At 72.1% G+C, this 13,193-nt stretch carries 16 protein-coding genes; 12 read left to right on the top strand and 4 right to left on the bottom strand.

The features are described 5' to 3' along the window. Positions 1 to 24: 24 nt before the first annotated feature. Complete coding sequence (locus V6U86_RS18130; protein ID WP_334504867.1) at positions 25 to 666, top strand: hypothetical protein; 642 nt, start codon at positions 25 to 27, stop codon at positions 664 to 666. Positions 667 to 730: 64 nt separating this feature from the next. On the opposite strand, the gene V6U86_RS18125 is transcribed toward V6U86_RS18130, so the two are convergent. After that, on the bottom strand, positions 731 to 1,423 hold the full coding sequence (locus tag V6U86_RS18125; RefSeq protein WP_334504865.1) for a hypothetical protein: 693 nt from the start codon (positions 1,421 to 1,423) through the stop codon (positions 731 to 733). A gap of 328 nt (positions 1,424 to 1,751) precedes the next feature. Between V6U86_RS18125 and V6U86_RS18120 the strand changes: the two genes are divergently transcribed. The 4 genes from V6U86_RS18120 to V6U86_RS18105 are packed head-to-tail and all read left to right on the top strand — an operon-like array spanning position 1,752 to position 4,528. Continuing rightward, the gene (locus V6U86_RS18120; protein WP_007073334.1) at positions 1,752 to 2,237 is read left to right on the top strand and encodes a CarD family transcriptional regulator; all 486 of its coding nucleotides are present in this window, start codon (positions 1,752 to 1,754) and stop codon (positions 2,235 to 2,237) included. A gap of 56 nt (positions 2,238 to 2,293) precedes the next feature. Then, entirely contained in the window at positions 2,294 to 3,001 is a 708-nt protein-coding gene (gene ispD / locus V6U86_RS18115) for a 2-C-methyl-D-erythritol 4-phosphate cytidylyltransferase (RefSeq protein ID WP_334504863.1), read from the top strand. After that, positions 3,001 to 3,486: a 2-C-methyl-D-erythritol 2,4-cyclodiphosphate synthase gene (gene ispF, locus V6U86_RS18110; RefSeq protein WP_334505118.1), complete on the top strand. Its 486-nt coding sequence runs from the start codon at positions 3,001 to 3,003 to the stop codon at positions 3,484 to 3,486. Before ispD ends, ispF begins: the two co-directional genes overlap by 1 nt. A 10-nt stretch (positions 3,487 to 3,496) precedes the next feature. Next, positions 3,497 to 4,528 (top strand): tetratricopeptide repeat protein, encoded by a 1,032-nt coding sequence (locus tag V6U86_RS18105; RefSeq protein ID WP_334504861.1) that lies wholly within the window; start codon positions 3,497 to 3,499, stop codon positions 4,526 to 4,528. A 124-nt stretch (positions 4,529 to 4,652) separates the two neighbouring features. Here V6U86_RS18105 and V6U86_RS18100 read toward each other — a convergent pair whose 3' ends face one another. Beyond that, entirely contained in the window at positions 4,653 to 5,849 is a 1,197-nt protein-coding gene (locus V6U86_RS18100) for a homogentisate 1,2-dioxygenase (RefSeq protein ID WP_334504860.1), read from the bottom strand. A 94-nt stretch (positions 5,850 to 5,943) separates the two neighbouring features. On the opposite strand from V6U86_RS18100, the gene V6U86_RS18095 reads away from it, so the two are divergent. From V6U86_RS18095 to V6U86_RS18070, 6 genes are all read left to right on the top strand, one after another. After that, the gene (locus V6U86_RS18095; RefSeq protein WP_334504858.1) at positions 5,944 to 6,813 is read left to right on the top strand and encodes a hypothetical protein; all 870 of its coding nucleotides are present in this window, start codon (positions 5,944 to 5,946) and stop codon (positions 6,811 to 6,813) included. Then, positions 6,810 to 8,006 (top strand): fumarylacetoacetase, encoded by a 1,197-nt coding sequence (fahA, locus tag V6U86_RS18090; protein WP_334504856.1) that lies wholly within the window; start codon positions 6,810 to 6,812, stop codon positions 8,004 to 8,006. The genes V6U86_RS18095 and fahA overlap by 4 nt, the downstream gene beginning before the upstream one ends. A gap of 175 nt (positions 8,007 to 8,181) precedes the next feature. Further along, positions 8,182 to 8,391: a DUF397 domain-containing protein gene (locus V6U86_RS18085; RefSeq protein ID WP_030327888.1), complete on the top strand. Its 210-nt coding sequence runs from the start codon at positions 8,182 to 8,184 to the stop codon at positions 8,389 to 8,391. 144 nt (positions 8,392 to 8,535) lie between these two features. Further along, entirely contained in the window at positions 8,536 to 9,018 is a 483-nt protein-coding gene (locus V6U86_RS18080) for an SRPBCC family protein (RefSeq protein WP_334504851.1), read from the top strand. Between the two features lie 81 nt (positions 9,019 to 9,099). Continuing rightward, positions 9,100 to 10,356 (top strand): outer membrane protein assembly factor BamB family protein, encoded by a 1,257-nt coding sequence (locus tag V6U86_RS18075; RefSeq protein ID WP_334504849.1) that lies wholly within the window; start codon positions 9,100 to 9,102, stop codon positions 10,354 to 10,356. A gap of 102 nt (positions 10,357 to 10,458) precedes the next feature. Continuing rightward, positions 10,459 to 10,815 carry an LPXTG cell wall anchor domain-containing protein gene (locus tag V6U86_RS18070; protein ID WP_334504846.1) on the top strand — a complete coding sequence of 119 codons (357 nt, stop codon included), beginning with the start codon at positions 10,459 to 10,461 and terminating at the stop codon, positions 10,813 to 10,815. 59 nt (positions 10,816 to 10,874) lie between these two features. On the opposite strand, the gene V6U86_RS18065 is transcribed toward V6U86_RS18070, so the two are convergent. Further along, positions 10,875 to 11,807 (bottom strand): hypothetical protein, encoded by a 933-nt coding sequence (locus V6U86_RS18065; RefSeq protein WP_334504843.1) that lies wholly within the window; start codon positions 11,805 to 11,807, stop codon positions 10,875 to 10,877. A gap of 127 nt (positions 11,808 to 11,934) precedes the next feature. After that, positions 11,935 to 12,498 carry a hypothetical protein gene (locus tag V6U86_RS18060; RefSeq protein ID WP_334504841.1) on the bottom strand — a complete coding sequence of 188 codons (564 nt, stop codon included), beginning with the start codon at positions 12,496 to 12,498 and terminating at the stop codon, positions 11,935 to 11,937. A gap of 193 nt (positions 12,499 to 12,691) precedes the next feature. Between V6U86_RS18060 and V6U86_RS18055 the strand changes: the two genes are divergently transcribed. Continuing rightward, complete coding sequence (locus V6U86_RS18055; protein WP_334504838.1) at positions 12,692 to 13,147, top strand: hypothetical protein; 456 nt, start codon at positions 12,692 to 12,694, stop codon at positions 13,145 to 13,147. Positions 13,148 to 13,193: the final 46 nt, after the last annotated feature.

Below are 13,193 nucleotides of genomic sequence, written 5' to 3'. Positions count from 1 at the left end.
ACCTCCGGCCGGTACGCTCATGACGTGGATGCGACGGCGGACGACCGGCTGCGCTCGGCGGTTCTGTTCGGTGCTGCGGTGGCCGTCCTGGCCGTCGGGGGCTGGTGGTGGCAGGCTGCCGCGCCCGCGTCGACGACCGGGTCGGCTGCTTCTCCGACGGCGGTGTCGAGCGCCGAGCAGAGCGTCAGCACCCCGTTGGAACGGGTCGTGGCGGGGGCGGCGCCCGATGAGCCGATCACGGCGCGGGTGGATCCCGACACCGGCGAGGTCATCCGGGTGCGGAGCCGTCCGTGGGCGGTGATCGACCCGGAGACGGGCTCGATCACCGACATCGAGGGCGATCCCGAGGCGCTCTTCCCCTCGGGGGATCTGCCGCCGTTCAACGGGACGATCTGGCGGGAGGAGCGGGAGCTCGCTCCTGGGCAGGGACTGACCCGGCGGGCCGGCAACGACGGTGCCCGCTACCTGCTCCAGTACCGGTGCACCCGGCCCGGCACGATGGTCGTGACGAGCACCGGGGCCGAGATCGTCGGCGCGTCGCGCATCGACTGCGACGGCACGATCGCCAGTGCCGTGGTGCTGCCCGGTGGCGGGCCGTTCACGGTGTCGCTGTCGGCCGTCGACCGGCCCATCGACATCCAGGCGCAGCTCGTGGCGCTGCCCTAGGGCTGCTTCGTGGGGCGGTCGATCCGGGCCCGCCGCGGGCCGAGACAGGCCCTGGGCCCGGCGGTCAGGAGGCCAGGGCGTTCAGGTCGCTTTGGTAGGACTCGACAGTGCCCAGGTCGGGCAGGACCCGGGTGACCAGGCCGGCGCGGTTGACCAGCAGGGCGGTCGCGGCGCCGGGGCGGGCGGGTTGGCCCAGGAACGAGCGCAGCCCTCCGGCTGGGTCGGCCAGGACGTGCGCCTGCCGCTGGGTGGTCGGCCCGACCGGAGCGGTCCGCCGTCCGGTGACGGTGACCACGGAGACGCCGGAGGGCGCGGCTGCCAGGGCCTCGTCGACCCGGTCCGGGCAGGGGCAGCCATCCAACAGAATGATCATGGCGGGTAGCAGACCGCGCAGTGGCACGGGCGCGTCCTCCGCGTCGACCAGGTCCAGGGCGGGCAGCGCCTGGCCGGTCAGGATCGCCGGTGGCGAGTAGGGCGCCGGGGTCGGGCGGTCGGTGCCGCGGTTGGCCCGGGGCCAGGTGACCGCCAGCAGGCCGGCCAGGGTGGTGAGGACCGCCACCAGCAGGACCAGCAGTGGCAGCCCCAGCGCCCGGTGACCGCCGGGGAGGGCGCTGGCCCGACGCAGCTCACGGTGGACCTGGGCCGCCTCGGCCGCCAGCGCGGACGCGTCGTCGGGGACCACCACCCGGCCCCATTCGGGCGGCAGGCCGGGCAGGCCGTCGGCTGGCCCGTGACCCTCTGCGTCCGGCTTGCCCATCGGACCTCCTGGAAGCGTCTCGAGAGCGGAGTGCGGCTCTGTCTCCAGGGTCGCGCACCAGGGGCTCCTGGCGCTACATCTGGGCGCGGTCCGGCTGGCCGGGCTACCATGGGAGGAGCGCATAGCCCTTGATCTCGACGTTCTGTTCACCCGTACCGGGCAGTCATTTGTGCGTTACGGAGCGTGTTCGAACCATCGGTTTGACCGCCTGTCAAGCTGAAGCAAGACCTCTCACAGGGCCCCTGAGCTGCGCCAACGGTCAGGACATCGGTGAGACATCGGTGCCTGAGCGTGTTACCCTAGACACAGCGAAAGGGGTTTCGAACCTATGGTTTTCAGTGTCGGCGAGACCGTTGTTTACCCCCACCACGGGGCCGCACTCATCGAGGCAATCGAGACTCGGGTCATCAAGGGCGAGCCTAAGCAATACCTCGTCCTGAGGGTCGCGCAGGGTGACCTGACGGTCCGGGTGCCGGCCGAGAACGCCGAGATCGTGGGCGTGCGCGAGGTGGTCGGCGAAGAGGGCCTCGGTAAGGTCTTCGACGTTCTGCGGGCTCCGCACACCGAGGAGCCGACCAACTGGTCGCGGCGTTACAAGGCCAATCTGGAAAAGCTGGCCTCCGGCAACCCGCTGAAGGTCGCCGAGGTCGTGCGTGACCTGTGGCGCCGGGAGCGGGAGCGGGGCCTCTCTGCGGGCGAGAAGCGGATGCTCGCCAAGGCCCGTGACATTCTCGTCGGCGAGGTCGCGCTGGCCGAGAAGAGCACCAAGGATGAGGCGGAGACGCTGCTCGACAAGGTCCTCACCGAGGCCTAGTCCGCACAGCATCGTCGTACCCACTTCGTAGTGAAGAAACCACCGAGGACCGCGACGTGACCGCGCAGCTCAATCCGCGCGGTGACGTCGCGGTCCTTGTGCCTGCGGCGGGTGCCGGCGTACGGCTCGGCCCCGGCCGACCCAAGGCGCTGCGGCTACTCGCCGGTGAGCCGCTGTTGGTGCACGCCGTGCGTCGACTCGCCGCAGCGCCCTCGGTGCACACCATCGTGGTGGCCGCGCCGACCGCCGAGGTGCAGGGCGTCCGTGAGCTGTTGGCCCCGGTCGCACCGGTGATCGTGGTGCCCGGCGGTGCGGAACGGCAGGCGTCGGTGGCCGCCGCGCTGGCTGCGGTGCCCGCCGGCCCGGCGATCGTTCTGGTGCACGATGCCGCTCGGGCGCTCACTCCGCCCGAGCTGGTCGAATCCGTCGCGGCGGCGGTTCGGAGCGGGCTGGACGCGGTGATTCCAGTCCTGCCGGTCGTCGACACGATCAAGGAAGTCGACGCCGACGAGGTGGTGCTCGGCACCGTCGACCGGTCCGCCCTGCGCGCGGTGCAGACCCCGCAGGGTTTCCGCCGGGCCGTGCTCAGCGCCGCACACGCGGCTGCCGGTGACTCGCTGACCGACGACGCCGGGCTGGTCGAGAAGCAGGGCGTCGCGGTGAGCTGCGTGCCCGGCTCGGAGTACGCACTGAAAATCACCAGACCGTTCGACCTGGCTCTGGCGGAGCATCTGCTCGCCGCCGGTATGACGCGTACCCTCTGATCATGATCGTTCCCCGGGTGGCCATCGGCACCGACGTGCACGCGTTCGAGCCGGGCCGACCGTGTTGGGTGGCCGGGCTGCTCTGGCCCGACCAGGACGGCCTCGCCGGGCACTCGGACGCCGACGTGGCCGCGCACGCCGCCTGCAACGCGCTGCTCTCCGCCGCCGGTCTCGGTGATCTCGGTTCCGCCTTCGGTGTGGACCAGCCGGAGTGGGCCGGCGCGTCCGGGGTGGCGCTGCTGACCGAGACGGCCCGCCGGGTGCGGGCCGCCGGCCTGGAGATCGGCAACGTGTCCGTGCAGGTCATCGGCAACCGTCCCAAGATCGGCCGGCGTCGTGCGGAGGCGCAGGAGGTCCTCTCCGCCGCGGTCGGAGCCCCGGTCACCGTCTCGGCAGCGACCACCGACGGGCTCGGCTTCGCTGGCCGCGAGGAAGGGTTGGCCGGGGTCGCGGTGGCCCTGGTGTACGACGCGCCGGCCGCCTAAGCTCGCCGCGATGTCCAGCGACCCCGCCCCCGACCAGTCCGCCGCCGACGGCTACGTCCAGCGGGCCCAACTCCTGGCCGAGCTCGGCCGCTACGACGAGGCGGCCGGTGAGCTGGCCTACGGGTTGGCCCTTCAGCCCGATGACGTGGAAGCGCTCACGATGCTGGCCCGGGTGCACCTGGCCGCCGACCGCCCGGCCGAGGCGCTCACGGCGGCCGACACGGCCGTGACCGCCGCACCGGAGGCCCTGCCCCCGCTGGTGGCCAGGGGCATGGCGTTGGCCGACCTGGAGCGCTACACCGAGGCGGCGGCCACCGCCGACCGGATCCTCGCCCTCGGTCCGGCCGACGCGTACGCCCAGCGGAGCGCGGCGGCGATCCTGGCCGGCGCGCGCAACGGTCAGCCGGCGCTGAACGCGGCCTGGCGCGGCGTCGAGTTGGCCCCGCAGGAGCCGCAGGCACACCTGGTGCTCAGCCTGGTCGCCGCCCGGCTGGACCTCTTCGACCTGGCCGAGCGGGCCTACCGGGAGGCGCTGCGGCTCGACCCGCGGATCGCCGAGGCCGGCCACGACGTGGGGGTCATGCGGCTGGAGCAGCGCCGCTGGTCGGAGGCGCTGGAACACGTCGCCGAGGCGGTGACGGTCAGCCCGAGCCGGATCGACTCGCCACGGACCCTCGCGTACGGGCTGCACCGTCTGGTGCTCTACGGCGCGGGCTGGTCACTGGTGGCGGCGGTGGTGGTGGCGTTTGCGGCGTCGGCGAGCGGCGGGTTCTCCCGCGTCCTGGCGGTGCTCGCCGCGCTCACCGGCGGGATCGTCGTCTGGCAGCTCGGGGCCCGGCTGCCGGGGCTGACCCGGAGCGTCCTGCCCGCCCTGCTGCACTCCGATCGAGCGATGGCCCTGGCCGTCTACGCCGTGGCCGCCGCGCCGCTGCTGCTGCTGGTGTACGCCGTGGTCGGCTCCCCGTGGCCCCTGGTGCTAGCCATCGCCGTCACCGCGGTAGCCGAGTTCGCAGTCTTCACCCGAACCGCGATCCGCCCGTGACAACAAGATCAACAAGCGTCGCGTAGCTCGACCACGTCAGGGTTTCGCCGGAGCCCGACCCGCGTCGGGATCAAGCCTGACCGCCCAGAGCGGGTCGGGCTCCGGCGAAACCCCCCAAGGCCGACTACACAGAACGCGCCCACGTCCAGGCGTACCCCTCGTCCTCGCAGGCGCTGGCGGCGGCGCACAGATCCAGCGGGCGGAAGGTGTCGACCATGACGGCCAGCTCGTCGAAGTAGTCCGCGCCAATGGACCGCTCGGCGGCACCCGGCTGGGGGCCGTGGGTGAAGCCGGACGGATGCAGCGAGATCGAACCCTGCTCGATGCCGGAGCCGCGCCGCGCCTCGTAGTTGCCCCCGGTGTAGAAGAGCATCTCGTCGGAGTCGACGTTGTGGTGGTTGTACGGCACCGGGATCGACTGCGGGTGGTAGTCGACCTTGCGGGGCACGAATGAGCAGATGACGAAGTTGGGCCCCTGGAAGGTCTGGTGCACCGGCGGGGGCTGGTGGATGCGGCCGGTGATCGGCTCGAAGTCGTGGATGGAGAACGCCCACGGGTAGAGGTGCCCGTCCCAGCCGACCACGTCGAACGGGTGGTTGGCGTAAGTGTGACGCGTCCATGCGGTGCCGCTGCCACCGGAGCCTGCGGCCCGGGACCGGTGCCGGACCAGCACCTCGACCTCCTCGCCGTCGACGAGCAGCGGGGCGTCGGGGCCGCGGACGTCCCGCTCGCAGTAGGGCGAGTGCTCCAGGAACTGGCCGCGTACGGAGAGGTAGCGCTTGGGTGGGCCGATGTGCCCGGACGCCTCGACGGCGAGCAGCCGGACGGGCAGGTCGCCGGTGGGCACCAGCCGGTGGATGGTCGAGGTGGGGATGACGATGTAGTCGCCGGAGACCGCGTCCAGCACCCCGAACGGGGACTCGACCCGTAGGGTGCCCGACTCGACGTAGAGGCAGTGGTCGCCGGTGGCGTCGCGGAACAGCGGTGAGGGCTGGTCGGCGAGGACGTACCCGATCCGTACGTCGTCGTTGGCGAGCAGGTACTGCCGGCCGAGGATGGGGTCGCAACCACCGGTGTCCAGTTTGTGGGTGCGCAGGTGGCGGGGCTTGAGCGGCAGGTTCGGCGCTCGGTTGAACGCGGGCGGGGTGAACTCGTCGGCGGCCAGGATCGCGGTAGGCGCGTGCCGGTGGTAGAGCAGCGACGAGTCGGAGGAGAAGCCTTCCTGGCCCATCAGCTCCTCGGCGTAGAGGCTGCCGTCGGGCTGCCGGAACTGGGTGTGGCGCTTGCGCGGCACCTCGCCGACGCTGCGGTAATACGGCATTTCGCCTCCCGATAAGTCCCGTCCACCGGCCGAGCGCGTCCGATAATCGGACGCTGTTGTCCGTTCCTCGTAGCGTCCCGTACATTCTTGTTCCGTGTCAACGCAGGTGCCCGCACTCCTCCACGGCCTGGTGGACGACGCCGCCGTCTTCCCTCCGGGCAGCGCCGCGCTGCCCGACGCCCTGGCCGCCCACCGCCAGCACCGCGCCGCCTGGTACGCCGACCTGGTCGGCCCGCTGCTGATCCCCGCCTCGAACGTGGCCGCCGGTGCGCTGAGTGGTCTGGTCGACCCGGGCGAGGGCCTGGTGGTCGGCGTGATCGGTGACACCGGGATCGGGAACCTGCCGCACACGCTGTCGTTGCTCGCCCCGGACGGCGTCGCCGCGCGCCAGGTCGAGGTGGCGGTCGCCAAGCGGGGTGAGGATCCGCAGCCCGGCATCGCCGAGTTGCTGCGGTTGACCGACGCGCTACCAGGCGTGGCGGCCGTCTACGCCGAGCTGCCGCTGACCTTCGGGCTGATGGGCGCGTTGGACGCGCTCGTCGCCGCGCGGGCCGACGGGGTGCCGATCGCCGCCAAGTTCCGCACCGGCGGCCTGGCCGCCGAACTCTTCCCCACCCCGACCGAGCTGGCGGCGGTGATCTGCGCCTGTCGGGACCGGGACCTGCCGTTCAAGCTCACCGCCGGGCTGCACCAGGCGATCCGACACCTGGACCCGGAGACCGGCTTCACCCACCACGGCTACGCCAACGTGCTGGCTGCCACCCTGGCCGCCGCCGACGGTGACGGGGTGCGCTCGGTCGCCGAGCTGCTGACCGTGGTCGACCCGCGTCCGCTGGTGGAGCGCACGACGGACCGGCTGGACGCGCCCCGACCCCTGTGGGTGGGCTTCGGCTCGTGCAGCATCCTGGAACCACTGACCGATCTGATCCGGCTGGGGCTGGTGAACGGGGGCTACGAAGCATGACCTGGGTGACCGGCGCCGACGGTTCGTCGTACGGGGTGACGAACCTGCCGTACGGGGTGTTCCGGCGAAACGGGGGTCCGTCGCGGATCGGCGTACGGATCGGGTCGTGGGTCTTCGACCTCGCCGCGGCGGAGGCCGCCGAACTGGTGCTGGCCGCAGGCACGCTGTGCCGGCCCGTGCTCAACGACTTCATGGCGCTGGGGCGTCCGCAGTGGACTGCGGTACGCCAGCGGATCACCGAGCTGCTGACCGACCCGGCGAACCGGGCCGCGGTGGAGCCGCTGCTCGTTCCCATCGACGACGTCGAGCTGCTGCTCCCCATCGAGGTGGCCGACTACGTCGACTTCTACTCGTCCGAACACCACGCGGCGAACGTCGGGCAGATCTTCCGTCCCGGCCAGCCACCGCTGCTGCCCAACTGGAAGCACCTGCCGATCGGCTACCACGGCCGGGCCGGCACGGTGGTCGTCTCCGGCACGCCGATAACCCGGCCGACCGGGCAGCGGGCCTCCGCCGAGGGCCCGGTCACCGGCCCATCGGTACGCCTCGACATCGAAGCCGAGGTCGGCTTCGTGGTGGGCGTACCCAGCGCGTTGGGTGATCGGGTTTCCGTGGACGACTTCGCCGAGCACGTCTTCGGGGTGGTGCTGGTCAACGACTGGTCGGCCCGGGACATCCAGGCCTGGGAGTACCAGCCGCTCGGCCCGTTCCTCGGCAAGTCCTTCGCCACCTCGGTATCGGCCTGGGTGACGCCGCTGGACGCTCTCGTCGAGGCCAACGTGGCGGCCCCCGAGCAGGACCCGCCAGTCGTCGACTACCTGCGGGACGTGCCGCACCTGGGCCTGGACCTCCGTCTGGCGGTCGAGTGGAACGGCGACCTGGTCAGCGAGCCGCCGTTCGCCACCATGTACTGGACCCCCGCACAACAGTTGGCGCACCTCACCGTCAACGGCGCTTCGCTGCGTACCGGTGACCTGTACGCCTCCGGCACCGTCTCCGGGCCGGACCGGGGACAGGTCGGGTCCTTCCTGGAACTGACCTGGGGAGGGGCCGAGCCGGTCAAGGTGGGCGACGAGAGCCGCACCTTCCTCAACGACGGAGACACGGTGACCATCACGGCCACCGCCCCCGGCCCGGACGGCACCACCATCGCCCTCGGTGAGGTCTCCGGCACGGTTCGTCCGGCCCGCTGAGCGGGCACCCGCCATCCGTCTCGTGCACGGGACCCGTGATCGCACCGGCTGTGCGATCACCGGCCCTGGTTGACCCGTTGATCGTCCGGATTCCGTTGCCGCACCGCGCGATCCGAGCCCGGCTTCGACCGGCCGGCAGCGGTGGGGCTTCCCGACGCACACGGAGGTAACGACGATGCACGATCTTGCAGGCGCGGTCTGGCGTACCAGCAGCCGCTCGAACGACCAGGGGCTCTGCGTGGAAGTGGCGGACAACCTGGTCGATGTCCACGGTCTGGTCGGGGTCCGCGACTCCAAGGATCAGGCCGGTCCCACGCTCGCGGTCAGCCCGCCGGGGTGGACGGCGTTCATCGGCGCGATTCGGGCCGGTCGCTTCGAGCGCTGACCGGCGCTTCGGCACCGGTCGACGACGACCGGTGCCGAAGCGACTGCCCAATCGGACAGCATGGCCTCCGGGTGGTGGAAATTCCGTCCCGGGGGCCCCGTCCGGCCCTCACTCCGCGTACCGTCGGGGACACGGGAGGGTGGCATGTCGACGGTGGCGATTACCGGGATCATCGAGGCCAACGCTGTCGACGTCTGGCGTCTGCTGATCGACCTGCCCGGCCGGGCGGCCCGGCTGACCGCCGCCGGGCCGATCGAGGTGCTCACCCCGGGCCCGTTCGGGCCGGGCACCTCCTGGCGTGAGGAGCGCGTCCAGCCTGGCGGCGACACGCTTACCGAAGAGTTCCTGGTGGTGGAGGCGTTCGCGCCGCAGCGACTGGTGCTCTGTTCCTCCGGCGCCGGCGCTGACTATCGGATCACCTGGAGCCTGCGGCCGGTCCGCCGCCGCCGTCGGGGTTGCACAGCGATCACCGTCACCCAGGAGGCGGTGCCGACCGCCCCGTACGGCCGGGTGGTGGCGCTGCTCCTCGGCGGGCTGGCTGCGCGTGCGGTCGAGGCGGCGCTCTGGCGCGATCTTGCCGATCTGGCCGTCGCGGCCGGTGCCACCGGTTCCGTCGAAGCCGCCTGAGCACCAGCCGGCAGTCGATCGCCGAGACCTGTTCGGGCTTCGCCCCCCTCCGCTGGGTAGGGTGCCGGGCGGAGGTGCGGCATGAGGTTCCCGAGAGGCCGGCGACTGCTCGCGATCGCGGTCGCGGCGCTGCTCGCGACGGCGGCCGTCGTGGTCATCGTGCACCGGGTCCTCGCGCCGGCAGAGGTGAGCACGGTGGCGCGCGCCGACTATCCGGCTCCGGCCCGACCGGCTGCGAGGGTGATCGGTCGGTTGCCGGTCGCCCCGTTGATCGTCGACGGCAGACTGCGGGTGTACGCCGCCCACCGCCAGGTCTACGCCGACCGGCCGGTCGACGGTCGGTACCGGACCAGCCCGTACTGGTCGTACCGGCGGTGGCCGGCGGAGCTGACCGGGGTGGTGGCCAGCGGCAGCACGGTGGTCAGCCGTTGGTCGGACGGGCTACTTGTCGCACTCGACGCGCGGACCGGCCGGGTGCTCTGGCGAGCCGACGGCCCGGAGCCCGCGGAGAGCGTGACACCGGTGCGGCGTACCGGGGCGGCGACCGTCTGGGATGCGCCCGGTCTCCAGCTCACCGCCCTCCCCGACGGGCGGATCGTGCTGGTGGTGACCGCTGACGCCCAGGCGCGTGGGGTCGACCTGAGCGATGGTCGGGAGCTGTGGCGGGTCCAGCTGCCGGGCAGGTGCCGGAGCGATGTCGGCAGCACCGCCGCCGGGCAGCTGATTGGTCTGGACACCTGCGCCGGGGCGGCGACGGTCGAGTTCCGGGACGCGGCGACGGGCGCGGTGCGGGAGCGTTGGCGACCGCCGGACGGTCCGGACGCGTTGGTGGTGACGCCGCTCGGTTGCCGTACCGCTCAGTCGGACTGTCTGGGGTTGCGGACCGCCGCGCCGGGTGACGAGGGTGGTCGGGGTTGGCTGTTGGGCGTCGGCCCGCCGGTCGCCGCCCCCGCGCTGGATTCGGCCGGTGCCGCGCTGGTCGGTGAGCAGTCCGTCGCCGTGCTCGACGGGGTCGTGGTGGGTCGATCGGCGCGTACGGGCACCGAGCTGTGGCGGTCCGCGGGCCTGGGCGCGGCCCGGGTGTTGGCCGCGCAGCCGGGCCGGGTGCACCTGCTGACCGAGGCGAACGATCTGGTGACACTGGACCCGGTGACCGGTAGGCAGTTGTCCCGCTTTGCGCTCAACGTCGGCTCGGACGGGACGGGCTGGGCCCCCGGGGCGGTGACGGCCGAGGACGGGTTCGTAGCGGTCGAGCGCCTCCGTAAGCCGGTCGACCCCGCCGGCGACGACCGGCGCTACTACTACACCGGCGAGGCGGTGATCCTGGCCGCCACCTGATGGTGGCGTCTTCGACCTCGGAACACCGGACCGACTCATCCCCTTTGTCCAAAAAGGGTATGTTTTTCATGGTTCAGGTTTCCGGAGGAGGAGGGTCGGCGCATGGCCAGGACGGCAGCCAATTACCTGGTGGGCGGCGCGCTCGCCGCCACCACCGCGAGCCTGGCGCTGGCGGTAGCGCCGGTGCTGGCCCCCGCCCCCGCCTCGGCGCGCGGGTTCAGCGTCGCCCCGGCCGAGCCGTCGGCGCGCGGTGGCGTGACCTTCGAGATCCTGCCGGCATCCCCGACCCCGACCCCGCCGCCACCTACCTCCACGCCGACGGCACCACCGCAACCCACGCCCAGTCACGGCGAGTTGCCGGTCACCGGCCCGGGCGGGTCGGCGCTGCTGCTCGCCGCGCTGGGCGTAGCCCTGATGGTCGTCGGTTGGTTCGCCGCCCGCCGGAGGCGGCTGAGCTGACGAGCCCGCCGGAGGCGGCTGCGCTGACGAACCCGGCCCGTGCCGGCCGCCGGCCGGGGTCAACGACCGGCCGGGACGCGCTCCCTCGGACGGCCGGTGGGAGGCCGACCGGCCCGGCGGGAACGGCGGGAACGGCGTACCAGCATGGCGAGGCCGACGACCAGCAGCAGCCCCGCGACGGCCGCCGCCACGGTCCACCCAGAAACAATCCGGGAGACGACGCTGCCCCGTTTCCCGACCTGACCAGGGTCGGGGAACGTGATCTGCGCGGTGATGCTCCGCTTCACCAGGCCGCTCTCCAGATTCACCTCCGCCTTCCACGGGCCGTTCGGCAGCGCGGCCGGGAGCCGGGCGACGACCTGCCCGGACGCGCCCGGTGCCAGCGTGACGCCCTGCCCGACCGGAAACGGGCCGGCCCGGCTGCCGGCTGGGCCATCGGTCAGGGTGACCACGCCGGTCAGGTCGACGGCGCGGCCTCCGGTGTTGGTGACCTGGACGGTCAGTGACGGTTCGCCCTCGGGGCTGCGGGCCGGGCGCACCTCGCCGATCGAGAAGTCGGAGGCGGGTTCGCCGCCGGGCCCGATGTCGAGGTACATCCGGACCCCGACCCGGTGGACCTGGGTGATCTCACCGCCGGCCCGCGGCGTCGAGGCGGTGGACGCCCAGATCACCCCGTACCGCTCGCCCCGGGAGGCCGCCGGCGGCACCGTGACGGTCGCTCGGACCCGGGTCTCGCCCCACGGTTTGAGCTCGACGGATCGCTCGTCGAGGGTGACCCACGAGGTCAGCTCGTTTTCAGCCCGGCCCTCGCCGAAGCGGAACGTGGCACCCTCCAGGGTCGCGGCCGCCGGGTACACGTCGACTCGACGGGTCTGGTTGGTGCGGTTGACGATCAGCACTTGCCGCTTGATGGTGGTGCCCGGCGGTAGGTGGTCGACGATGTAGCGCAGCGCGCGAGGGTCGGTGCGGCGCTCGGTCGGGGCCTCCAGCAACCGGATTCCGATGCTGCCGTCGTCTGGTACCGCGTCCGGTTCGACCGCGCCGGCCCGGGTCGACAGACCCGGACCGGCGAGGCAGAACAGGGCGAGCGCAACCGCGATGGTCGACCGCCCCCGGCGGCTACCCCACGGAATGTGTCACCGTGCCCGTGTAGGTGCCCGCGATGCTGTCCAGCGGGACGTTGACCACCAGGGTGGGGTTCCAGTTGGCGGTGTTGCCGCCGGTGCCGCCGCTGTGGGTGAAGGCGGTGAGCTCGGTGACGCTGGACAGCGGTGCGGCGTCGCCAGCGGTTGGCTGCCCCGGCGTGAAGGTGCCGTCACCGGTGGTCGGGGGCACCCCGACCGCATTCCCGGACCAGTAGTCGATCTCCTCCGGGAGGACCGTCTCGGGGGGCGAGCCGCCGCCGGTCTGGAAGACCGTCGCGGTCACCGAGGCGACCCAGGAGGCGTCGGCGGCGCCTCGGGAGTCGTCGACCGTCACCACGCCGAGCGGGCCGCTGATGACGCCACCGGGGGCGCCGCCACCGAGGGCGGCATTGGTCGGCGCGGTGATGTCGAGGGTGCCGGCGAGCACCTCGAACGTGGTGCTGGTGGTGTCATCGGGCGCGGCGGCAGCGGGCGCGGCGAGGAAGCCCACCATCGCCGCGGCGGCCGCACCGGCCAGACAGATCTTGGCAGTACGCACTGTTCGTTACCCCGTTTTCTCGAAGTGAGCCGGCGTGAGTCCTCGGCACAACGGCTACTTCGGAAGATAGGGCAGAAAGCACGCAAAGTTGGACAAACAGGTCTTAGTTCACGATTGAGGTTGAGTACGCCCGGCGGCTTGACGACCGAGGTGCGGTTCATCAGGCTCGTCCGGCCTGGATTGGAGACACGAGATGCGTGCTGGTCGTTACGCCGTATGCCTGGCCATCGGCATGGCCGTCCCGTTGCTGATGGTCAGCGGCTGCACCGGTGACACGGCGAGACGATCGGCGGCGCCGTCCGAACCCCCCTCACCTACCGTGCCGAACCGGCCTTCCCCCACTCCGGAAGCGCCGACGGGGTGGTATCCGGCCGGTCGGGTGCTGCTGGCTGGCCCGCTGGCAGAGCAGAAGGAAGCAACCATCGCCGATGTTGTTCCCAGTGGGGCCAGCTTCACGGTGTATTTCATCTGCACCGGAGGAGGTCGGATCGCACTCAACGTGAAGACAGCCGCTCCGCTGAGATATCCGTGCGACGGGGTGCCCAACCTGTCGCAGGTCTTCGTCGACAAGGGCGTCTCGACCGATCTTGCCGTCGGGGTCGAGGGTGAGGCGCAGTGGCGACTGGCCGTGGTCGACGGAGCGCCTTAGCCGTGTACTGGCGGGCGGTGCAGCTGAGTGCTGTCCCGCCCGCCAG

The organism is Micromonospora sp. CPCC 205558 (assembly GCF_036902955.1).
Classification (GTDB): Bacteria; Actinomycetota; Actinomycetes; order Mycobacteriales; family Micromonosporaceae; genus Micromonospora.
Note: the sequence above shows the minus strand (reverse complement) of the source record. Positions and strands in the feature narration are given on the sequence as shown.